13 protein-coding genes are annotated in these 23,221 nt (G+C 54.9%); all 13 read left to right on the top strand.

Annotation, left to right across the window (positions count from 1 at the left end; translation table 11 throughout):
• The first annotated feature begins 25 nt into the window (after positions 1-25).
• Positions 26-2,536, top strand: a complete 2,511-nt coding sequence (locus PHP98_06900) for a hypothetical protein (GenBank protein ID MDD5483363.1) — start codon at positions 26-28, stop codon at positions 2,534-2,536.
• A complete protein-coding gene (locus PHP98_06895) occupies positions 2,533-5,388 on the top strand; it encodes a hypothetical protein (protein ID MDD5483362.1) in 2,856 nt (951 codons plus the stop codon). The genes PHP98_06900 and PHP98_06895 overlap by 4 nt, the downstream gene beginning before the upstream one ends.
• Positions 5,389-5,403: 15 nt before the next feature.
• Positions 5,404-6,651: a Gfo/Idh/MocA family oxidoreductase gene (locus tag PHP98_06890; protein MDD5483361.1), complete on the top strand. Its 1,248-nt coding sequence runs from the start codon at positions 5,404-5,406 to the stop codon at positions 6,649-6,651.
• A 20-nt stretch (positions 6,652-6,671) separates the two neighbouring features.
• Positions 6,672-8,039 carry an FAD-dependent oxidoreductase gene (locus PHP98_06885; GenBank protein ID MDD5483360.1) on the top strand — a complete coding sequence of 456 codons (1,368 nt, stop codon included), beginning with the start codon at positions 6,672-6,674 and terminating at the stop codon, positions 8,037-8,039.
• Positions 8,040-8,049: 10 nt separating this feature from the next.
• A complete protein-coding gene (locus PHP98_06880) occupies positions 8,050-9,051 on the top strand; it encodes a Gfo/Idh/MocA family oxidoreductase (GenBank protein ID MDD5483359.1) in 1,002 nt (333 codons plus the stop codon).
• A gap of 76 nt (positions 9,052-9,127) precedes the next feature.
• Positions 9,128-10,306, top strand: coding sequence for a DegT/DnrJ/EryC1/StrS family aminotransferase (locus tag PHP98_06875; protein ID MDD5483358.1), 1,179 nt, complete (start codon positions 9,128-9,130; stop codon positions 10,304-10,306).
• Positions 10,303-11,043, top strand: a complete 741-nt coding sequence (locus PHP98_06870; GenBank protein MDD5483357.1) for an amidohydrolase family protein — start codon at positions 10,303-10,305, stop codon at positions 11,041-11,043. The genes PHP98_06875 and PHP98_06870 overlap by 4 nt, the downstream gene beginning before the upstream one ends.
• Positions 11,040-11,792 carry an amidohydrolase family protein gene (locus PHP98_06865; GenBank protein ID MDD5483356.1) on the top strand — a complete coding sequence of 251 codons (753 nt, stop codon included), beginning with the start codon at positions 11,040-11,042 and terminating at the stop codon, positions 11,790-11,792. The genes PHP98_06870 and PHP98_06865 overlap by 4 nt, the downstream gene beginning before the upstream one ends.
• A 60-nt stretch (positions 11,793-11,852) precedes the next feature.
• Complete coding sequence (locus PHP98_06860) at positions 11,853-13,811, top strand: carbohydrate-binding family 9-like protein (GenBank protein ID MDD5483355.1); 1,959 nt, start codon at positions 11,853-11,855, stop codon at positions 13,809-13,811.
• A 123-nt stretch (positions 13,812-13,934) separates the two neighbouring features.
• A complete protein-coding gene (locus tag PHP98_06855) occupies positions 13,935-14,711 on the top strand; it encodes a glycoside hydrolase family 3 N-terminal domain-containing protein (GenBank protein ID MDD5483354.1) in 777 nt (258 codons plus the stop codon).
• Complete coding sequence (locus tag PHP98_06850) at positions 14,708-15,100, top strand: prolyl oligopeptidase family serine peptidase (protein MDD5483353.1); 393 nt, start codon at positions 14,708-14,710, stop codon at positions 15,098-15,100. Before PHP98_06855 ends, PHP98_06850 begins: the two co-directional genes overlap by 4 nt.
• A gap of 57 nt (positions 15,101-15,157) precedes the next feature.
• The gene (locus PHP98_06845) at positions 15,158-17,698 is read left to right on the top strand and encodes a discoidin domain-containing protein (GenBank protein MDD5483352.1); all 2,541 of its coding nucleotides are present in this window, start codon (positions 15,158-15,160) and stop codon (positions 17,696-17,698) included.
• A 28-nt stretch (positions 17,699-17,726) separates the two neighbouring features.
• Positions 17,727-23,221 (top strand): DUF6067 family protein (locus tag PHP98_06840; protein ID MDD5483351.1); only part of this gene is annotated, 5,495 nt, incomplete at its 3' end.

The following is a 23,221-nucleotide window of genomic DNA, read 5'->3' as shown; positions in this document are numbered from 1 at the left end:
AAACATTAATGAAGGGAATAATACCATGCGAAGATTGCTTTTTCCCGGATTGATCTGTCTCGTTGCTTCCATTGCCGCCTCACAAGCCGCCGTGGAATGGGACAAGAAATTCATTCCCGACGACAACACGCTTTTCCTGGCGCATTTTGATAACATCGGCGATCAGGCCGACTTTGCCCGGGGCAATCCGCAAATTGAAAAATGCGGAAAAATCATGCAAACCGACGGCAAATTCGGCCGGGCGCTGACCGGCTTTGACGACCCGCAAAACTGCCTCAAAATCGCAACGGAAGGCAACGTTGATTTCAACTGCGGCCTGATTGAAATGTGGATCAGGCCCGATTTTGATCATGACAAGGCGCCGGAGCAATATTGTTTTTTATTCTGCTGCGACGCCGCCGATAAGCCTCAGGATGTGTATAAAAACAGCATGTACGCCTTTTACGACAAGCGCGAGCAGGTATTCACCTTCTGCTGGCGGGCCGATCAAAAGGCGGCTTTTGCCTTCAGCCATCCCCAGCGGTTTAAACGCGGCGAATGGCTCCATATTGCCTGCATTTTCGGCGGCGAGGCGAACATCATCGCCATTATGGTGAACGGCAAAATGAGCACAGTGGGCGAACTACCCGGCCGCTGGCAGTCCCCGCCGAAAGAGCTGATCGTGGGGCGCGGCAAGACTTTTGGAAACGCAAAATCCGGCGCGCGCCTGGCGCACGTTGCTATTGATGAACTCCGGATAAAAAATTCCTGCGCCGAATATAAGTCATACAACACGGAGAAAATCTTTGAATTTGACGGCAAGAAATATTTTTACGCCCCGCGAAACACCGAGCCGGATCCGCCCCGTCCGCAGGTCTCTTTCTTCCGCCGGCTTTTCTCGCCGGAATACAGAACCGGTTTCCTGGTTTTTCAACGGGACCCGCGTCTGGTCTATCCCGACAGTATTCCCCAGAAGGAGGAAATCACCGGCGCAATCAAGCTTGCCGCGGCGCCGGGCGAACGGAAAGCCTTTTATTTCAGCCTGCACGCCCTGCGCGACCTGCCCGATCTGAAAATCCGCGCGGCGCCGCCGGCGGAGGAATCCGGACAGGCGCTTGAATTGACCCGGGAAATCCGGGTAAAAAAAGCGGCCTTTTGGCCGCAAATGCCGATCTGGGCGACAAGGTCCTATTACATCATCCCCGAACTGCTTGAGCGATTTGACGACGTCCTTCTCCGCCAAAACGAATCCTGCACGTTCTGGGTTGATTTCAGGACAAGTCCCGCGGCGAAAGCAGGCAAATACAAAGGCCTGCTCGCCATTGAAACCCAGGCCGGCGACAAACTCGCGGATATTCCGTTTGAAGTTGCCATCCTGCCTTTCAAGCTGGAAGAGCCGGATGACAAACACTGGTTGATGTACATTGACCCCTATCCGGATAAAAAGATTGACCAGCAGAAGGAAATGCTGGAGCTGTTCAAAGACTACGGCATTTCCGGCTTGATCCTCAATTTCACCTCATCAAAAACCTTCAGTCTCGCGGCCCCCCACGGAAAAATCACGGAATTTCAGTCGGATTATTTGAACGACATTCTGAAAATATACAACCAGGCCGGCCTGAAAGGCCCCGTCGCCTTCTGGTTCCAGTTCAATCTTGAACAGTCCGTGGCAAAAGCCCTCGGCGTCAAGGACGCGGTCTTCAGCGATCCGTGGAAAAGCCAAGTGGAAGCCGGACTGCGCCAGGCGGTTCCCCTGATTGACGCCTTTATCAAAGAACGCGCGCCGGGCCTGAAATGGTGCTTTTACGGGCGGGACGAGCCGCCGCCCGACAGCGACACTTACCGGCGCACGCTCTGGGTTTACAAAATCATGCGCAGCCTGGGAGTCAACACCTGCCTTACCTATTATCTCATGTATAAAGACGAAAGGGAGGCCATGGAATTCCTTCCCTTCCTGAACGCTGATATCAGCGCCGGCCCCACCGTAAAAAACCTGAAAATGCTGGCGGCGGCCGGAACGAAATTCTGGTATCTGGGCGGAGGATGTTACACGGGCCAGGAAGGCGGACTCATGCCGAACCGTTTCCATTCGGGATTCGGCTTCGCCCAGACGGAAGGCGAGGCGCATGTCAGCTGGGTCTGGCAAAGGGTAAAAGGCGATGCTTTCAATGAGTTTAAACAAAATAATTACCGCGAAAGAAAAAGCAGCATGATCGCCTATCCCGCCCGGAACGCGGACGCGCCCGAATCTTATATTTCCACCCTTCAATGGGAAGGCATCCGCGAGGGCATCACCGATTATAAATACCTTTACACCCTGCGGCATTACATCGCGCTGGCAAGAAAGAACGGCCTGCGCGAGGCCGCCGACGCCGCGGAAAACAAGCTGAACGCCATTTTAAGCCGAATTCCGGAAGTTTTCCGCGACTCAGAAAACGCCTTTAAAATCGGCAACTATTATCTTGATCCCGGCAATTTCACGGACACCGCGGCCAATGAATGCCGGGAGGAAATTGCCCTGGAAATCACCGGCCTGGTCCGGCTTTTAAACAAATGAACATAAACTGCGCAATCGGATGGAGATTGATCGGCCCGGCCATCTGCCTGGCGGCCGCCGCCGGAGCAAGCGGCGCCGAAATAGACACGAATCAAGAGACCGGCCATTTCCGCCGGCTGGGAACGAACGACGGCGTTGAGTCCAAGGGGTCCGACGATTTTGAGTGGTATATCCCCCTGCACGTCGCGCCGCGGGACTTCTGGAGCGAGCAGGCCCGCGAGGGAAAGACCACCTACCGCGCCATAAGGAAAGCGGAGTCGCCGGGCCAACGCGCCCTGATTGAGGCAAGCGCGTTCCTGGCCGACGGCCAGGGCAGTCCGAAACATCCCGTCTTCGTGGAGATTGACTTCAAGGATGTTTTATCCGCGCCGGCGCAATTCTCGGCCTGGTCCGGCGAAGACGGCGGCTTTGCAAAAATATCTGAATTCGGCGGGAAGGCCGATAATCAATGGAAAACCGTTGAAATAGAAGCGGCGCCGGGCAAACTGAAAATGGACAGCAAGCAAAATTACTCTTTCGCAATCGGCGCCGACAAGGAACAGGCCCTGCCGATTTCCGCCGTAAAAGTCTTCATGAAAGTCCCCCCGCCGGAAGGGCCGGAAGCCGCTAACGCCTCCTTATCCGACCTGCTTGGCTTTGAAGCAAGGTCTTTCTGGACCATCAGGCATTTTCCGCCGGACAACCACGATTACGAAACGGTCTTTGACACGGAAGTCAAACACAAAGGCAAACAGTCGCTGAGGATCAAGCTGCTCCAGAAGGAAAGCCCCGGATCCTGGGGCGGTTGTTTCACGCCGAAAAACCTGGAAGTCAAGGGCAACACAAACTACAAACTGACCTTGTTCGCCAGAGCCGAGAACCTCCGCTCCGCCCGGCTCAACTGCTACATGGTCGGGCAAAAGAACAAAAAAATGGAAATATTAAAAATTCGCGACGGAACCTATGACTGGAATCCCTGCGAATTCGTATTCCGGACGCCGGCCGCGACCGGCCAGGTGCGGTTATATTGCCAGCATCATGGAACGGGTACCGTCTGGCTTGACGACCTGCGCCTGGAGGAACTTGGCGCGGACGAGGCAGAGACCATTGTCTACGGCGAAACGGCTTATATCCACCGGCCCCGCCGGGAAAAACAAGACCCGCCGCTGGCCGGCGAGTTGAAACAGCGGCACGGCGAGCAAGGTTATATTCCGTATATCCGGAAAAACATCCGCGGATATTACCCGGACAGCATCCCCCAACCGGAAGAAGCCGGCTATGAAATCAGCGCCTTCGCGGCGCCCGGGCAATACGCCGCCGCCTGGTTTATGGTCTACGGATTGAAGGACATCAAGGCCTTGTCAATCGCCCTGGACGGCGACTTGAAGAACGCGGCCGGCGATTCAATCGGCAAAGACGCCGTCCGCGTCAAACACGTCAAATGCTGGCCGCAGCGCTGCTCCGAACGGGGATCAGGTTATTACGTGATCCCGGAACTGCTGGAAAATTTTGACAAAATTGACGTTGCCGCGGAAACGACCGAAGGGTTCTGGCTCCAGGTGAAAATCCCCGCGCAGACCGAACCGGGAATATACAGGGCGGAACTGCGGATTGCGCCGTCCAACCTGCCGCCCGCAACCATGATTTTTCGCCTGGAGGTCATGCCGTTTGATCTGGAACAGCCGGACGGTATTGACTGGGTGATGTATTCCAACCTCATGGAACGCTACCGGGGCGGCATCTATGAACGGCCATGGACGGGCCATCATTACACGGAAGCGGAACTGCGGCGTTATCTGGACGACATGAAGGAATACGGCATCACCGGAATCTGGGATATGCCCTGGGATTCCAACAGATTGGAGGGCGACAAACGCGTTTATAACGAATTTGAAAACGCCGCCCGCACCGCGCGCCTGTTCAAGGAGACCGGGTTCACCGGACCGCTGATACTTTTCCTTAACCCCGAAAACGTCATCCTGGATAAAAAACGCGGCAAAAACATGCCGGACTTCCTCTTTGACGAAATGAAAGACCCCGCGTTTCAAAACGAGTTCAAGGAATACCTGAAAACCATTGACCTTATTGTCGGGATGGCCGGCGTGACAAACTGGTATTTCCAGGGCACGGACGAACCGCACCAGAACGGCGCGGACTCGGATAAAATGCGGAAAACCTTGTGGGAGCTCAAGCTGGCCCGGGCGGCGGGCGTCAAAACATTTATGACGGTGTATCCGCTTGACGCCGCGGAAAAATTGTTCCCGTATCTGAACGTTGACGCCAACAGCATCCTGGCCAACACCGGGAACGATTGCCGCAAGTTCACGCAGCTGGCCAACCGGCATAACGTGGACCTCTGCTACATCGGCGCCGGCGTTTACGGCATCCAAGAGGGAGGACTGCTGCCAAACCGTTACCTGGCGGGATTCCTCTTTTATAAAACCGGCGCCCGGGCGCATATTTCCTGGTCCTGGCAATACATAAAGGGCACGCCCTGGATAGACTGGGACGAATCCGACATGCGCGCCGCTCCCAAAAACTCCATCATTGCCTACCCCGCCCGCAATATCACCTCCAACGAAGCGACTATTTCAACCCTGCAGTGGGAAGGCATTCGCGAGGGGATTGACGATTACAAGTATATTCACACCCTGAAACAATGGATTCTGCGCGCCAGGGAGAAAGAGCGGGAAAAAGAAACTGCTGCGGCTGAAAAAATGCTGGCAGACCTGTTGAACGAAATGCCCTGGGGCGCCGACGCGCAGACCGGCAATTGCTATCTCGCGCCCGGCAATGTTACGGACGAAACGGCCAACGCCGCCCGCCGGCGCATTGCCGATGAAATCATCAAACTTAAACAACTGGTTAAATAGAAAGGAAGCGGTATTATGCTCAAAATAGGCGTGGTCGGTTACGGACATCGTTCAAGCGGGTTGGTGAACCGATATTTGCTTGAGGAGGAGCCCGACGCCCGCGTGGCCGGGGTCGTGGACCCGGACGAGGCAAACGCGCGCGCGCGTTTGCCGGAAGCCGACCGGAACGAGGCGGTGTTTTACACCACCCTGCCGGAAATGCTGCGCAAAGCAAAACTGGACGGCATCATCGTCGGGCCGCGGTGCAATCTGCACACACCCTATGCCATTGAGGCGTCCAGATTTGATGTTCCGATGTTTCTGGAAAAACCGGTGGCGATTTCCATGGCGCAGGCAACGGCCCTGGAAAGGGCGTTTGAAAAATCAAAATGTCCGGTCGTTGTGAGTTTTCCCCTGCGCCTCTCCCCCCTCTGCGCCCTCGCGCGGGAGCAGATTGCCGGCGGCGCGGTCGGCAAGCCGGAGCATATCCTGGCGGTCAATTATGTTACTTACGGCGCCGGATTTTTTGAACAGCATTACCGGAATTACCAGGTTACCCAGGGCCTGTTTTTGCAGAAGGCCACCCATGATTTTGACGCCATGAGTTACCTGATGGATTCGCCGATCGTGAAAGTGGCGGCCACGGCGTCTTGGGGCCGGGTCTACGGCGGCAAAAAACCGGCCGGCCTGAAATGCTCGCAATGCCGCGAGGCGGAAACCTGCCCGGAAAGTCCGGCAAACCGCCGCAAGGTTCAGGAGGGGTCCCCTATTGAAGACCTTATGTACACCCACCTGTATTGCCCGGAAGACCTGAAAAAACGCCCCCGGGAAGACCATCTCTGCCCGTTCAGCGTTGATTGCGGCACGCCGGAAAAAGGGATGAATGAAGATTCCTCCAGCGCGCTGGTTGAATTCAAGAACGGCGCCAAAGGGGTTTACACGCAGGTTTTTTATGCCTGCCGGCCGGCCAGGGGCGCGACCGTCAGCGGCTACAAGGGGGCCGTCTCCTTTGACTGGTACAAGAACAATCTCAAGCTGTCGCGCCGTTCCAGCTCCTATACCGACACCATCAGCGGCGGGCATTACCAGCCGCATTTCGGCGGCGACCGCGAATTGATCCATGATTTCATCAGGGTGATGAAGGGCGGCAAAAAAATCCGCGCCACCCTCGCCATGGGCATCCAGAGCGTATACGCCTGCCTGGCGGCGAAAGAATCAGCATTGAAAGGCCGGTTTATCAATGTCAGACAAGTGGGACAAGAAAAGGATATTTTGATGAAATGAAAGAATCAAAATATATAAAAATGAAAAAAACATTCATTGAAGAAAAATCAAGACAAACCCCGATATTGGAAGAAACCGATGCCATCGTGGCCGGAGGCGGTGTGGCCGGTATTGTGGCGGCCATAGCCGCGGCGCGGAACGGCGCCAGAACCATCCTGGTGGAGGCCAACGGTTTCCTGGGCGGCACGGCCACGGCTGTTCCCATGCCGTGGATCGGCGGTTACGTGCCGGAAATTCACAAGGGCATCATCAAGGAATTGCTTGACAAGCTTGAAATGAACGGCGGCCTCGGCCGCCGCTTTTTCAACCCCATCAACAACGGCTTTTTGGTGGAAATCAAAGTAGATGTCTTCAAGTGGGTCAGCCTGCGCATGCTGGAGGAGGCCGGCGCAAACCTGCTCCTGCACGCCTGGATCGCCGACAGCATTGTTGAAAACAATCGCCTCAAAGGCATTATCATTGAAAGCAAGTCCGGCCGGCAGGCCCTTTTGAGTAAGGTTATCATTGACGCCACGGGCGACGGGGACGTGGCGGCCCGGGCCGGCGCCGCCTGGCAACAAGGGCGGGAATCCGACGGCAAAACCCAGGGCATGACCCTGGTCGGACCGGTCATGGAAAACACAAATAACGACGAATTATGGCGGTTTTTGCGCGAGTACAAAAAAAACCATCCGAAAGATATCGCGGATTTTATTGAAGACCGTCTGCCGCTCTTTGTCGCGAGCGGATTCACCGGTTTGCTGAAAACGGCCCGCGCCAAGGGCGATTTATATCTTGATTATGACACCATCTGGATCAACGGCACGCTCGGCACGGACCGCGCCGAAATCGGCGGGAGTTTCGTGGCCGGCGTGGACGGCACGAACGTGCGCGATTTGACTTTCGCGGAAGTGGAATCAGCCAAGCAACTGGCTTCGCTGGTCGGTTTCGCAAAAAAATACATTCCCGGCTTCGCGAACAGCCGCCGGACTGACCGCGGTTCCGTTTCCATCGGCGTGCGCGAGACGCGCCGGGTCATCGGAGAATACATCTTTACGGAGGAAGATGCGCTTAAAAGCCGAAGGTTTGATGATGTGATCGCGAAAAACCGGGCGCCGATGGACATGCATAACCCGGAAGGCCAGAACTATACTACCCTGAAGGATGATTATGACGTGCCTTACCGCTGTCTTGTCCCTGAAAAAACGGATAATCTGCTGGTCGCCGGCCGCTGTATTTCCGTGACGCACAAGGCCCTGGCGTCGGTCAGGTTTATGCCCTGCTGCATGGCAACCGGCCAGGCCTGCGGAACCGCCGCCGCCCTGGCGGTCAAGACAAACACGATCCCCCGCCGGATAAATATCGGGGAATTGCAAGCGGCCCTGCGGCAACAAGGCGTGGTCATTTGACGGAGGTCCCGTGAAAATACAACGAAAAATCGGCATCGGAGTCATCGGCTGCGGACGGCAGGCCGATATCGGCTGTTTTCCATGGTACCACAACCATCCCCTGGCGCAGGTCGCGGCGGTCTGCTCGCGCTCGGAAAAAACCGCAAAGGGCGCCGCCGCCAAATGGGGCGCGCCGAGCTGGTTCACCGATTACCGGCAGTTGCTGCAAAGTCCCGGGATTGACGCCGTCAACCTCTGCGCCCCCGTCTATCTTCACCGGGAGATGGCCGTGGCCGCGGCGCGGGCCGGCAAGCACATTCTCTGCGAGAAACCGATGGCCGTTACCAGCCGTGAGGCCGCTGAAATGATCAGGGCCGCGAGGCAAAACAGGGTTATTTTGATGGTCGGCTTCAGCCATCGTTTCTATGACTTGAACCGGCAGGTGAAACAAATGATCGCGGACGGCAGACTCGGGCGGCTGGTCATGTTCCATAATCGCTTCAATCTGGACGTCAATTATGAAAAAACATGGTTTGCCGAAATAGAACGCTCGGGCGGCGGGGTGGTCATGGACTGCGGGGTGCATTCAATTGATTTATTCAGATGGCTGGTCGGCGAGGTTCGGGAAGTGTCCGCTTTTACCGGCACTTTTGTTCAGCGCATGGAGGTTGAGGATACGGCCGCCATCCTTCTAAAGTCGGTCGGCGGTGTGCCCGGGGTCGTTGAGTTAAGCTGGTCCACGCCGGCATCGGAGAACACGGTTGAGATATACGGCTCCAAGGGGACCGCGGTTGTTGACTACGGCCGGAATGAAATGCGTTTCAAGTGCGGGAGTAAAAAATGGATAAGACGGAAAAACGCCGCGCCTTATGCCAAACTGACTTTTAAATCTGAAATCGCACATTTCATTGAATGTGTTTCAGCCGGCCGTCCGCCTCTGGTCACCGGACAAGACGGCCTGGCCTCGCTCAAGATCGCGGAAGCAGTTTATCGTTCTGCAAGGGAACACCGGAACGTTGTTGTCAGAAGTTAAGGTATAAAAACTCGGAAAGACATCGGGCAAAACTGCCCTGCCGGATGACAGGAATGATTGGAAATCGGGAGAAGTCATGAAAAAAATTATGGGAAACGAAGAAATTCAGATGCTGAAACAAGTCATTGAAACCCAAAAATTGTGCCGCTTGGACAGGCTGGAGCAAAGCTTCACGTCCCGTTTTGAAAGGGATTTCGCGCAGTACGTCGGAAGCCAGCATGTCCTCGCGGTCAACAGCGGGTCGGCCGCGCTCCAGGCGGCCGTCGCGGCCTGCGGCATCGGGCCCGGCGACGAGGTCATTTGCACCGCATTTTCATACATCTCGTCTTCCGGGTGCGTCCTGAACCAGAACGCCATCCCGGTCTTCGCCGATATTGACCCCAGGACGATGTGCATTGACCCGGCCGATATTGAACGGAAAATAACGGACAGAACCAGGGCCATCATCCCCGTCCATATTTTCGGCCAGCCCTGCGAGATGGATGCCATCATGTCCATCGCCAAAAAGCACAACCTTTTCGTGATTGAAGACTGCTGCCAGGCCTACAGCGCGAAATACAAGGGCCGCTACGTCGGGACCATCGGCGATATCGGCTGTTTCAGCCTGCAAATGAGCAAGCATATCACCTGCGGCGACGGCGGTATCGCCGTCACCAATCAGGCCGGCTTGCTTGAGAAAATGTCTCTGTTCGCGAATTACGGCCAGCAGATCGGCAAAAAATACAACCATTTCACGCTCGGCTGGAATTTCCGGCTGGCAGAATTGTTGTCGGCCGTGGCGACCGCGCAGTTGAAGAAAATCGCCAAATTCAACGCGGAAAGGAAACGGTTCGTTGATTTGATTGAAACCACGCTAAAAGGTATTCCCGCCATATCGCTGGCGTTCGTACCGGACGGCTGCGAGCCAAATTACTGGCTGTATCCGATGAAGTATAACGAGGATAAAGCCCCATTTTCAAAGTCTGAATTTCTGAAACGCTGCAAGGACGCCTCCCTCACGGTCGGATTCGCCGACGGCGGATACATTCCGCGGCCCAATTATCTTGAGCCGGTTTTCAAGGACATGGCAACCTACGGCCATAATTGTCCGTTTGACTGCAAATGGTACGGGAAAAAGATAGAGTACAAAGAGGGATTGTGTCCTGTTCTTGAAAAGGCCATGCCGGACCTGTTGATAATGGACATCCACCATTCCCGTTCGCTTGAGGACATACGGAAGACCGCGGCGGGAATACGGAAGATATTGGAGCAATGAAGACAAAGGACATCAATACCTATTTCGGTTTCTGGCCGAAGCGAAAGGTTGACGTAAGCATTGACGGCCTGAGGCGGATCATGGACCGCCACGAAGTGGCGCGATTCGCGTCGCTTTCGCTCAAGGGCATATTTTATGACTATGAAGAGGGCAATGTGGAGACACTCCGGGCGGCCGGGGAAGACAAACGCCTGATTCCCGCCGCGACCGTGGACTTGCGAAAATATTACGGAGGGGGCGGCGTCGCCCGGCAATGCCTTGAACAGGGGTTTAAACTGATCAGGCTGTTTCCTAATTTGCAGGGCTGGCCGTTGAATTACGCTCCTTTCCAGCGTTTCATGGATGAAGTTGCCGAAACGGAAATGCCCCTCATGATTACCCTGATCATCCAGCCGGAAGGAAACCACTGCCTGGGCATGATCACCGAAATCGCCCGACTGACCGTGCGGTGGCGCTCGCCGGTGATCATTTCCTCGGTTGACCATTTTTACTATCCGGAAATGCTCGCGGTCATGGAAACGAACCGGAATATTTATCTTGATTCCTCGCTTTTCAACACGCCGGACAGTTATCAATTGTTTGCGTCAAGGGGGCATGCCGGGCGCATTGTTTTCGGCTCCAACTCTCCCTTGTATTACTTCGCATCGGCGGCCCTGAGCCTGGAAAAGGCGGATATTTCCGAAGAGCACAAGAAAGTGATTCGCTCGGAAAACATCACGAAACTGCTGCGGTTATGAACATGAAAACTATTGACGTTCATGCCCATATGGGAAAATGGTTTATCCTCACGGAACAGACCGGCTTGAATGATATTCGCGCGATCATGCGGAAATATGAGATTGAAAAGGCTTTTTTCTCCTCGTCCCTGGCCATCATCAACGATTTGGCGGAGGGCAACCGCCAACTGGCCGGGGCGGTCAAAAACCAGGCCGGCTGCTTCGCCTATCTCATGCTGAACCCGAATTATATGGACCTGAGTCTGCGCGAAATGGAGCGTTATCTGCCGGATGAAAAATTTGTCGGCCTTAAGCTTTACAGCGAGGGTTATATTGCCCAACCCCTTGATTGCGCAGGCCATTATCGTTTTCTGGAAGTCTTATGTGAAAAGTATCCGCGCAAAAACACGGTGCTTTTCCATTGCTGGCATCAAAGCGTTTCCAGATTGTTCTGTCTGGCCAAGGCCTTTCCCGCCGTAAAGTTCATAATGGGGCACATGGGCGGAACGGAATGGCGGGAGGCGGCGGAAGGCGCGGCCAAGGCCGGCAACGTCTATCTTGAAATTTCCTCCGGCTACCCCTTAAGACCCAAAATTGAGGATGCCGTCAGGATCGCCGGCGCCGGGAAAATCCTTTACGGCAGCGACATGCCCCTCCTTGATCCGGCCTCCAGCCTGGGCATGGTCCTCGATGCGGACATATCGGAAAAAGACAAAGAAAAAATACTGCGCGGCAACGCCGTGAATGTTTTCGGCATTGCGGATAAGTGATCATCCCGTTGATGAATCGTTTCCGCGGCGGCGTCACAACAAATAGAGGGAGATTACTGCATGAAAGCATCACGAACACATTGGCTGAGAGGCGGACTGAAAAAAACTATTTTGGGCATTCTGCTGCTGGCCTCGGCAATTTGTTCTGGAACGGCCGCCGCCAATTCCGGCGGCGGGACAAAACCGAAAGAACCGCAAACATCAATCTGCCATTGTTTGAAAATTCCGGACGGCGCCATCCGGATAGACGGCAATTTAACGGAGCCGGATTGGGACAAGGCCGAAAAAATTTACTTCCGGGGAATAGCCGACGGCGCCATGCCCCCCGGGCCTTCTTTTGCCCGCCTGCTTTGGGACAATCAATATCTTTACGTGGGATATAATATTTCCGATACAAACGTCGCGGCTTTTTACGGGGATCGCAAGCGCGGCTCCACCTATCGCGGCCATCCCAACCCGGAGGGCGAGCCGTGGACGGGGGAAAGCGAAATCATGTGGCGCGATACGTTTGTCAAGCTGTTTATTGATCCTGATGCGGACGGACTGGATTACGTGGAAATACATATCAATCCCATCAATAATACGGCGGATCTGACCTTAAAATATCCAAATACGGAAAAAGGATGCTCTGAAATGGGCATTCTTTTTAATGGCGGCGCAAAATTTGTTCTTGAAGACCGTTATGACTGGTTCTGGAACTGCGAAGGATTGCGAAGCGCAGTCCAAGTTCAAGGCACATTGAATTATTCAAACGATTGCGATCAGGGATGGACGGCGGAGGCGGCGGTCCCCTGGGCCGCCCTGAAGCATTTTACAAAAGGCGATTGTCCACCCCGCCCGGGACAAAAATGGCGTTTGCACGCTGGCGCTGTTTACAAGCCGGAATTTGAACCGGAAAAGCGAAGGAAAAGCCATCATCTTTACTGGACATGGCCGGTAATCGGCGTCACAAACTGCCATCTTCCATCCCGCTGGGGATTGCTGTTCTTTGACGAGCCTCCCGATCAGGAAAAGGCATCCGGCCGCGAATTAAAATGGAAAATGACATGGTGCTGGACTTTACCATGCGCAAGCCGAAACGACGTGGAAAATGGAGTAAAAATGGCGCACGAGCTTGGATTTAACGCCATGGAGTGGAGTCAGGCCCAGGCCAAATTCCCGGAAATTTTTGCGCAGCTTTGCCGGGAGAATGGACTTGAATCGTATTATTGCATAGCGCCCAGATCAACTGCCAGGCAGGAAATAATTGTTTCGGAATGTTCCCTTCCGGATAATCCCCAAGCAGGCGGAGAGCCGTTGCCTGACGATATTGGGAAAGTGATTGATAAAGGATGCGCCCGGCGACCCTGCTTTGGCCAGCCCGACGCCTTAAAAAACGCCAGGGAAGACGTTGACAAGGCGATTAAACTCGGGTTTGACGGCATTGCCCTGGATTTTGTGGGATACGGCAATTTCCATGGATGTTATTGCCCGCGGTGCCGCGAACTGCGCGGGAACTATATTGACTCCCACCCGGGGCTGTCCGAACAAGAGGCCGCAAACCGGTTCGCGGAAGAATCCATCATAATGTTTTATGACGCCGCGATATCTTATGCCAAATCCGCCAGGCACAATATTAAAACCACATGTCATATCTATCCGGTCTTCATGCCAAACATACTTTACGGGAATCGTCTGCCGGTTGATTACTGCGGCCAGACGGTCTCCTGGTTTTTCGCGCCGCACTGGGATCTTGAAAAGGTTGGGAAATATACGGCCATCGTGGTCAAAGAAGAAGGCCGTTATCATCCTAAAAGCATCGGGACACCTTTTATCGGGTTTTACTGCAAGGACAAATACGCAAACGATAAAAAAACGGCTGAACGAATCAGAGCTGAGATAAATCTTGTCAAAAAGTCCGCCGCAAAAGGCATCCAGCTTGTTGAGCTCGGCCATATTCTTGCGGACAAAGAAGTTTCTCGGGCCGTGGCGGAAGAATTGGGCGGCCGCCTCCCGGACTTCCCGCGCAATGAGCGGTAAACCGGTGTTTTAACTCAAAATATCAACCTTACGGGTTGAGAAAACAGGAAAATTCATGAAAGTCCGGCAGGTGGGCCCATAACGCGGCGCGCCGCAGGGAAAAAGAATATACCTTAACTGAACATGAAGATTCAGCTCTCACTTGAGGAAAAAGCGGCGCAGGTGCTGAATTCATTCCGCTTCGGCAAAACGGAAATATCGGATTATTGCATCCGGAAAGTCCGGGCGTATCGCGAAAACGGGTTGATTTCCACGGCCAAACATTTTCCCGGCCAGGGCGATTCAAGAATGAATTCCCATTATGAACTGGAACGGATCAAGATTATCAGGCTCAAGGAGAGATATGGGCTCTTCAAACCTTTGAGAACGCCATCCTTCTCGCGCCGGGAACACAGGGAACTTGCGGAGACGATAGCCCGCAAAGCCGTGAAAATAACCCGCAATACGGCCGGACACCTGCCGTTATCCTGCGCCCCGGAAAAGCCGGTCTTGCTGATCGCTCCGGAGCGGAACGCAAAACTTGACATCGGCGTTCACATGAGCGAAAAGAAGGCAAAACCGTATATTGAAAATCATTGCCGCCGTGTCGTTGAAAAAACAATCCCATTAACGATCGGCGCGGAGCTGGGCGGGGAGCTGAAGCGGATGGCGGAAAATCATTCGGCCGTCATTTTTGACGCGTCTTTTCGCCTGCCCTCCGGACAAAGCGCCATCTTGACGGAGGAACAGATTGACTTGCTGAAACATCTGCAGAAAACCAATGGACGGGTCGTGGTTCTCGCCCTGAATCCTTTCATTATTTCCCAGATCCCGTTTGTCAATGCGGTCGTCGCCACCAATGGACGAAATGAATTTGTGCTGCGCGCGGCGGCCGAAAAAATATTTTGCGGAGAAAAATGAACGTCAAGGCGGTTTATTGCGGGATTATGGATTTAAAGACTCAGGTGGATGCGGATATCCGCCGCAAATCAACAATAACCGTGGATTTTATGGGCGGGGCGCCTTCCTGGGCACCTGATTTATATATTGAAGCATCGCCGATCAATCATGTGCGTGCAAAAGCTCCGGCGATATGGATAGCGCATGGAACTGATGATGACATCGTGCCGGTTGACCAATCGCGCCGTATGGTTGAACGCCTTCGAGCGGAAGGAAACACCGTCGTGTATCAGGAGGCGCCCGGCCGCGGGCATACCATGACCGCCACCGATAATCCCAATCCGGACAATACTGCTTTTCTGTACGAGGAAGAAATGCTCTCGTTTGTCAGACAGTGCCTTAATCTTTAACGGTGACGGAGGTAAATCATAAAAGTTATTGGAAAATATTTTTTGCTCGGAGCATGCATGTTTGCGGCTATAACATTGGCCGCCTGGCCCGGCCGCGCCGATTCCGTTCCCCAGCCGGCAAAATCCGGATTGGGCGGCGTGGAAGCAAACGACCCGGAGCCGGTCAACATCGCCCGCGGCAAATCTTACACGCTTGATCCCGCCCCGAATTACAGCTACTGCACGGATGAGAACGATCTCACGCAGTTGACCGACGGAGAATACTCTCAGGGATATTTCTGGGTCCAGAAGGGCACGGTCGGCTGGCTTGCAATAAAAAAAGTTGCCATCACAATAGACCTTCAACAGGTGGAGCCGATCGGCGGCTTGTCCTTCAACACGGCCGCCGGGCGCGCCGGGGTTGAATGGCCGGCTGCCGTCATGATCTTCACCAGCGAGGACGGCGCTGATTTTTACTATGCGGGCGACCTGGTTGAGATGTGCGGCCGGGATGGCGCGCCGCCTGCCGAGGGATACGCGGTTCATCGTTATGCAACTAACAAACTCGCAACCAAGGGCCGCTATATCCGCCTTATCTTCATTATCATGGGCAACTATGGTCCATTTTGTGATGAGATTGAAATCTACCGCGGTCCGGATTCCCTGCTTGCGAAACCCGCGGCGGGCATGCGAGCAGGTGACATCAAAAAATTTTGTTTTGCCAAACTCATCTGGAGACTGATGAGCAGGGACGCCGCCATGGTCAGGGAGAAAGCAGTGCGCATGGGAATCAGTCCGGAGCGGCAAAACGCCATTGAGAAGAAGCTGGCCCGGCTGGAGCAAAGCGCCGGAACTGCCGATTATGACTTTATAACCAATGCGGCCCACCGCGCCATTACCCCGCTTGACAACATCCATGCCGAAATACTGAAAGTCAACGCCCGCCTTCTGCGCGAGAGCGGTTTCCCGCCGCTTTTTGCCTGGCACAATAACCGCTGGGACCCCCTCGCGGCCGTTGAAACGCCGATCCAGCCTCCGGCCGGGCCGCCGCATCTGCTGGTTGAAATGATGGACAACGAATACCGGGCCGAAGTCCTTAACCTGATGAACACCTCCGACAAACCCCTCACCGCCCTGCTCGCGATAGAAAAACTGCCCGGTGGCGACAACCCCGGGATGATTGCCGTCCATCAGGTTGAATTTGTGGCAACACAGGAAGGCAGAATGATCGCCGACCCCCTGCCCCCGGCAAAGCGAACTGAGAAGGGATGGCTGATAGACCTGCACCCGGGCATGACGCGCCAGGTCTGGCTGACTTTTCATCCGGCGGGCGTGAAACCGGGCGTCTACGAGGGAAAAATTATTGTCCGCCCTTCGGAAAATCCTCTTCTCGTCACGCGCATTTACCGCTGGATACGCGGATTAAAATCAGCTCAAACGCTCGCGGTGCCCCTGACCCTCAAAATCTATCCCTTCCGCTTCCCCGACCGCCCCCGTCTTTCCCTGGGCATGTGGGACTACACCGACAAACCGTTATACCGTCCGAACTTTACCGAAAAAAACGTCAAACTTGCCATCGCCGACATGCGCGAGCATTTTGTTGACACTCCCTGGGCGCACCGTTCTTCCGCCTGCTGGCCTGAAAAAGACGATTTTGACGCCGAAGGGAACCTGGCCAAGCCGCTCCGTACGAAAGGATTTGACGACTGGATCGGCGATTGGAGTGGCAGCCGGAATTATTTCATCTACCTTGCGGTCGGGACCGATTTTGCCGGCGAGCCGATGGGGACGCCCCGGTTCAACAAAATGGTAAAAAGCTGGGCCGCCGCCTTTGCGGCCCACGCGAAACACATGGGAGTTGATCCAAAACAAATAGGATTCATTCTGGTGGATGAACCCGGCAAACCAGAGCAGTACCGGATAAACACCATTTGGGCGGCGCAATTAAAAGCGGCCGTCCCTGATTTTGTCCTGTTTACGGACGCTTCCGGGTGGGAAAAGCCCAACCTGGAGCTGGAAAAAATGCTGGAGTTGCACGATATTTTCTGCCCGCACCTGCCTTCTTACCGCGGCATGGACGAAACCAAGTGTAAAATTCTCCGGACCACCGGGGGGAAACAAAAAACACTCTGGTATTACAGCGCCTTTGGACCGGCGCGTTTATTTGATCCTTATTATTATCACAGACTGCAGGCCTGGCATTGCTGGCGCAACGAAGCGGTCGGCATGGGGTTCTGGAACTACTGGAATTATTACAAGGAACCGGAGGACACGGCCTGGAACGAATTGATTCCCACGAACAGGAAGGGCATGAGTTTCGGCGTGGTGTATACAACGGCCGATTCCCTGGTTGACGGCAAGCACTGGGAGGCCGTGCGCGAGGGAATAGAGGATTACGAATATCTCGCCATGTTGCGGGACCGCATTGAGGAATTGCGCTCGCGCGGAATCAATACGCCGGAGGTGGAAGCGGCGGCCAGGCTTCTCAAGGACGCGGCCGGCGAAGTTGTCCCGGGCCTCTTTGAGGAGCGCTTGAGAGACTGGTCGGTTGACAAGGATCGCTCCGCGGCGGATCGCTGCCGCGTGCAGATTCTCAAAGCATTGGAAAGCATTAATTGAGATCAAAAAGAACAGGAAAATTTATGCCATGAAACAAATGATTTTACCGGCAGCTGGGTTGTGGCTCGTGATGGCGGCGGGGATCGGCGCACAGGAGCCCGCCCAACCCGCGCCGGACGCCGCAAATATCCGCAACACGGGGGCCGGGGAAAGCGACAAAACACCCGGCGGCTGGAACATTGAGGGCCGAGAGGAACTTGTCCGGCTTGACCAGGCAATCCGGCCGGGAGGCAAAGACAGCCTGAAAATTGAAGCCTCCGACACCCCGACGGGCATATATAAATTCATCCCCTGCGACGGTCAATCCGGGCTTTACAAATTGTCCGCCTGGCTTAAAACGGAACTGGAAGGCACAACCAAGATACATTGCGGAGTGAATTATTGCGACGCCGAAGGCCGGATTCTGCCCGCGGATCCCCTCGCGTCCGGCGGCAATGTGCCCACCGGTTTTTTTGCCGCGACGGGCAGAAGCGATTGGACAAAATACGTGAGTTATTTCGGCAAAAATATTCCCCGGGGCGCGGTAAAAATAAGACTTTGGGCCGCGGTCAATCCGTGGCAAACGCCCGGGGCAAAAGGCAGCGCCTGGATTGATGATTTAAAGGTTGAGCCGATAAAACCGAATCCAAGCTGGGAAACGGGGTATGCCCCCATCCAATGGAAAGGCAAGGAACCGGCCTGGTCGGAAGAAATCGTCAATGCCGGTTACACCGTCTTCCCCGTCAATCCGTTGAGCTACATTTTGCCCGATATGACGCCGGAAAAAGGCGTTGACGAGCTGAAAATTGCCGCGCTTTCTTTCCCGTCCGACCGCGCGCCGCTGACTTTTTGCGTCCACACGCTGGACAAGATTGAAAATTTGAAAATCTCCGCCTCCGACCTCGTTCTCGCGGGCGACCCGAACGTCCTGATCCCTTCGGCGGCAATTGACCTGCGCAAGACACATTATTTATACCGTAAAATACACGTTCAGAGCACGGAATATATATTGTCGCCAACCTACCTTGAACCATTTGACGGAATTTCCCTGGAAAAAAACAAAACCCAGCAGTTCTGGGCCACAGTCAAAGTTCCCGAGGACGCGCGGCCCGGGAAATACGAAGGCGACATTCTCATCAGCCCCGCCAACGCGCCGGCCAAAAAGTTGAGGATTGAACTTGAGGTTTTTGCCGTCAAGCCGCTGGAACCCGAGGAAGCGCTGTGGGGAATGTATGCCGACATACCGGACAAGCACCTGTTGAAAAACCATTACGAGGACATGCGGGAACACGGCATGAATTCCGTCTGCCATTGCGGGCCTTTGGGTTCCGCGGCGCAAAAGGATGCGGACGGCAAAATCCGGATCAAATGGGATTACGCCAACGGCCTGGCTTTTGTGCTGGACACCTGCCGCGACGCAGGTTTCAGCAAACCCGTCATGTGGTATGCCTATGAACCCATGAATATCAGCGAAAAACTGGGCGGCAAGCCCGGCAGCCGTGAATTTGCCGCCGTATTCGGCGAAATTTTCAAACGCATAACGGAAGAGGGCGCGAAACGCAACTGGCCGGAAATTTATTATTTTGCGGCCGACGAGGGGTATCCTTACCCGTTTTCGGAAAATCGCATTGAGATGACGCGGGTCTGCAACAAAATCATGCGGAACATGGGGCTGAAAACCGCCGGGCACGGACTCAACCATCCCATTCCAAATGCCATCAATTTCGCCCATGAATATTACGAGCTCATGGATATGATTCTGCTTACCTTCTCCCATCCGCCCGTTTGCGTGAGCGATAAATTCACCGCCTTTGACTGCGCCTGGGATGAGTTCCTGAAAAAGGCCGAACGGGACGGAAAGAAAATCCTGTTTTACAACGTGGACACAACGGGCGTTAACCCGGAAGCGATGCGCTTCGGAAACGGCCTGGCGTTATGGATTAAAGGCGCGCGGGGAGCGTTTAACTGGCATTATCAGTCCCCCCGTAAAAACCACTATGACGAATGGACACTGCCGCCCGGGAAAACCTGCTACGCGTTCCGTTACCCCGCCGACGCGGAGCGCCGGGGCGGACCGTCCATCGGATGGGAGGCGACCCGCGAGGGCGTTGAAGATTACCGGCTCCTATACACGCTGGACCAGCTGGCCAGACAAGCGGAAGCGGCCGCGAACCCGGAAAAGAAAAAGATCGCCCGCGAAGCGAAGAAGGAAGTCGCCGCGCTCCTCTCCAAAATTGACTTCAGCGGCCTGAACCCCGTCGGCATGCATAATTTGCCGGGAAAATGGGAAAAGGAAAGCTACCAACCGGACGACGTCAAGATCGTCGGCGGCGAATATAAAATCACAAGCGGGCTGGCGCTTGACGACTACGACCGGCTCCGCCTGGTTCTCTGCAAAAACATCGCGAGTCTGCAAAACCAAAATAACAAGGCAACATCCATGAAAAACGACGCCGCCGCCACCCCGCCGGAACACCGCCTTTACATGACCGTCCCCAAAACGCGCGCCGCGCCAGACATAGACGGAGCGATCGGCAACGATGAATACACCTTTGCGGGCGAGGGCTTCCTGGAAACAATTTACGGCGAATACTGCCTGTATCAAAGCCGTTACTTCCTGGCATATGACGATTCGCGGTTATATATCGCCCTCCGCACGTTTTACTGCGGGGACGACGCCCGGCAGAAAAGAGAACGCGGATTGCGGATTCTGATCGCGCCCAAACCGGACGGAACAAACCTGTTTGAAATGGCCATTGACCCTTTTGACGGTGTGAAACGAACCGGTCAAAACGCAGCGGTTAAAACCGAAAGCTCCATACAGGGAAACATCTGGCAGGCAGAGGCGGCGATTCCCTTCAAAACCCTGGGTATGGATAGCCCCGGAAAAGGCCGGGAAATCAGGTTGAACATCTGCCGCTCGTCTCCCGAGCTGAGAGTTTCCTCCTGCATCGCCCCGGTGAACCGAAGGTATGAGGACGCCGCAAATTTTGCGGTCCTGAGATTCGGAGAATCATCGCCCGCCGTCAACATCGGCGCCATGGGAAACCTCGCGGCCGGATACTTAAAACCGCAAATAAAACTGCAGAACGGCGCGGACTCCGCCGACCAGGCGACCCTCAAAACCCGCCTGCAAGTTTCCGGCACGGAAAAAACAAACGAATCCCTGACCATCGCGCTGGAGCCGGGAATATGGACGGACGCTTCCCTGGCGCCGGAAGTCTTTAACGGTTCCGGAATGTTAAGCCTGCGAATTGACTCGGAAAAGCACGGCCTTCTGTATTCGGCGCGGTTCAAAATGAAAACCAAACGCCCCCTGCAGCTGCAGTACGTCTATACCTCGCCGGACAACAACACCCTGAAGATCGGTTTGCTCCAGACGCTCCTGGAAAAAGACGGAAAAACGCTCGCCACGCGCGTTAAAATCAAAGACAAACAGGGCAAAGAACTGATTGCAAAGGACATCACGCCGGAACTTTTTGATTTTCAGGCCGAGCTTGACATTAAAGCCCTGCCGGAGGGCGATTATTCGCTGGAAGCTTCGCTGGCGGACGGCCAGGGCCGCGATATCTGCGTCGTAAAAACGGATTACACCCGGTATTCTTCCGCGCCCTGGAGCGGCAACAAGACCGGCGTTACGGACAAAGTTCCCGCGCCGTGGACGCCGCTTGAAACGACCGGCAACTCCGTGGCATGTTGGGGCCGGAAATACTCGTTTGAAAACAGCCTGCTCCCCTCCCAGATCATTTCCCAAAACGAACCGCTCCTGGCGGCGCCGATAAATTTTTCCTGCGCAAGCGGCGGCCGCGAATACGCCGGAGAATTTTCAGGAATGAAATGGCTTCTCCGCTCCGAAAACAGGGTGGAATTGGCAACGACCGGCCGGTGCGGAAAAATCAACCTCTCCTGCAAAATTCTGGTGGAATACGACGGGTTTGCCTGGATTGAAACGGTTATTGCGCCGGACACGCCCGGCCAGAAGATTGATAATTTCAAAATGGTGATCCCCCTGCGCAAGCAACACGCTTCGCTGGCCAACGGGGTTGACTATCTGTTGAAGGGAACGGGCGCCCTGCCCGCGCGCGGCTGGCGGAAAAATCTCCTGCAAAAACCCGCGTTCTGGATCGGCGACAACGAAAGGGGACTGCAATGGTTCGCGGAAGACCTGGAAGGATGGGTGGCCGAAAATCCCGAGGAAAGCGCCGTCGTTGAAACCGTCGGCGAGCGGTCCGTGATCACGTTGAACATGATTGACAGTCCCGTTGTGCTGGAGAAGAGCAGAACCATCCGCTTCGGCCTGATGGCCACGCCCGTGCGGCCCCAGCCCGCCGGCTGGAGAAAATGGCGTCTGCGGGATTTGGGCATGCCCTTCAAGGATGCCTCCGACTATCCGTACAACCTGGATTTATGGTATATATGCTTCAAATGGTGCAATTATCCGGACGTAAACTTTCTCATTAAAAAGGAAATCCCGGAAGAATTGGCCGGGCTGAAAAAATCCGGCGTGCGGGTTTGTCCCTACCTGACCATGCACACGTCTTCCGGCTTCTCGCCGGAATGGAAGGCCTTCGGCGAAACCTGGCGCCAGACGCCGCAAGCTTATATCCCCCGCGGCGAGCTGGGGACGGGCCTGGAATGGTCCGAAACAACTCCCTGCATGAACTCCGGCGATTACCGCGATTTTTATTTGTGGAAATTATCAAAAGCCGTGCGCGACCTGGACATGCAGGGGCTTTATTTTGACTGGGGCCACGTCATGTCCTGCGATAATTCCCTGCACAACTGCGGCTGGCAGGATTCCAAAAAAGCCCGCCATGCGTCCTACACCATCCGGGGCTGCCGGGAGATTGCCAAACGGATTTACGTGATGATGAAGGACTACCACCCCGGCGCGGTTATCGCCTATCACATGTCGGGCGAACCGGTCATGCCGGTGCACGCCTTCGCGGATATCATGGTTGACGGCGAGAATCTGGGGTCCGTGATTGCCAGGGAGGAATCATATTACAACCTCCTTCCGCTGGCAACCTTCCGGGCGGAATACATGCCCTACCCCTGGGGACCGGCCGTTGTCCTGCTCCCGCAGTTCGCCAAAGGCTCCCTGGTTTTCCGGCCGGAACGCCTGAACTTCTGGAAAACCGCGGAAGCCAAAAAACCGATCAATCATCTGCTGGGCTTGATTATGACCCACGGCACGCAATGCTGGCCGAATTGGGGCGTGCACATGGACGAAGTCTGGAAAGCGCAGGATGAGTTCGGGTTTGACGACGCCACGGACTTTATCCCTTACTGGAACAACCGGGATTACATCACGATTGTATCGCCGCAATCTGAAAATATCGTGGTGTCAATATACCGCCGGAAAGACCGGTTCATGCTGGTCCCCTTCAACAACACGGACGACGACGTTACCCTCAAATTGAAAATCAATCCGGACAACCTTGCGTTCCCGGCCGGCGGGGAACTGAAGGACATATTGGCCGGCGGTTTCCGCCGGACAGAAAAAAACGGCGAGGTTGAAATTTTCCTGCCGAAACGCGAATT

It is taken from the genome of Kiritimatiellia bacterium (assembly GCA_028715905.1).
In the GTDB taxonomy this organism is placed as follows: Bacteria; Verrucomicrobiota; Kiritimatiellia; order JAAZAB01; family JAAZAB01; genus JAQUQV01.
The sequence above is the reverse complement of the archived record's forward strand: the minus strand, read 5'-3'. Positions and strand labels throughout refer to the sequence as shown.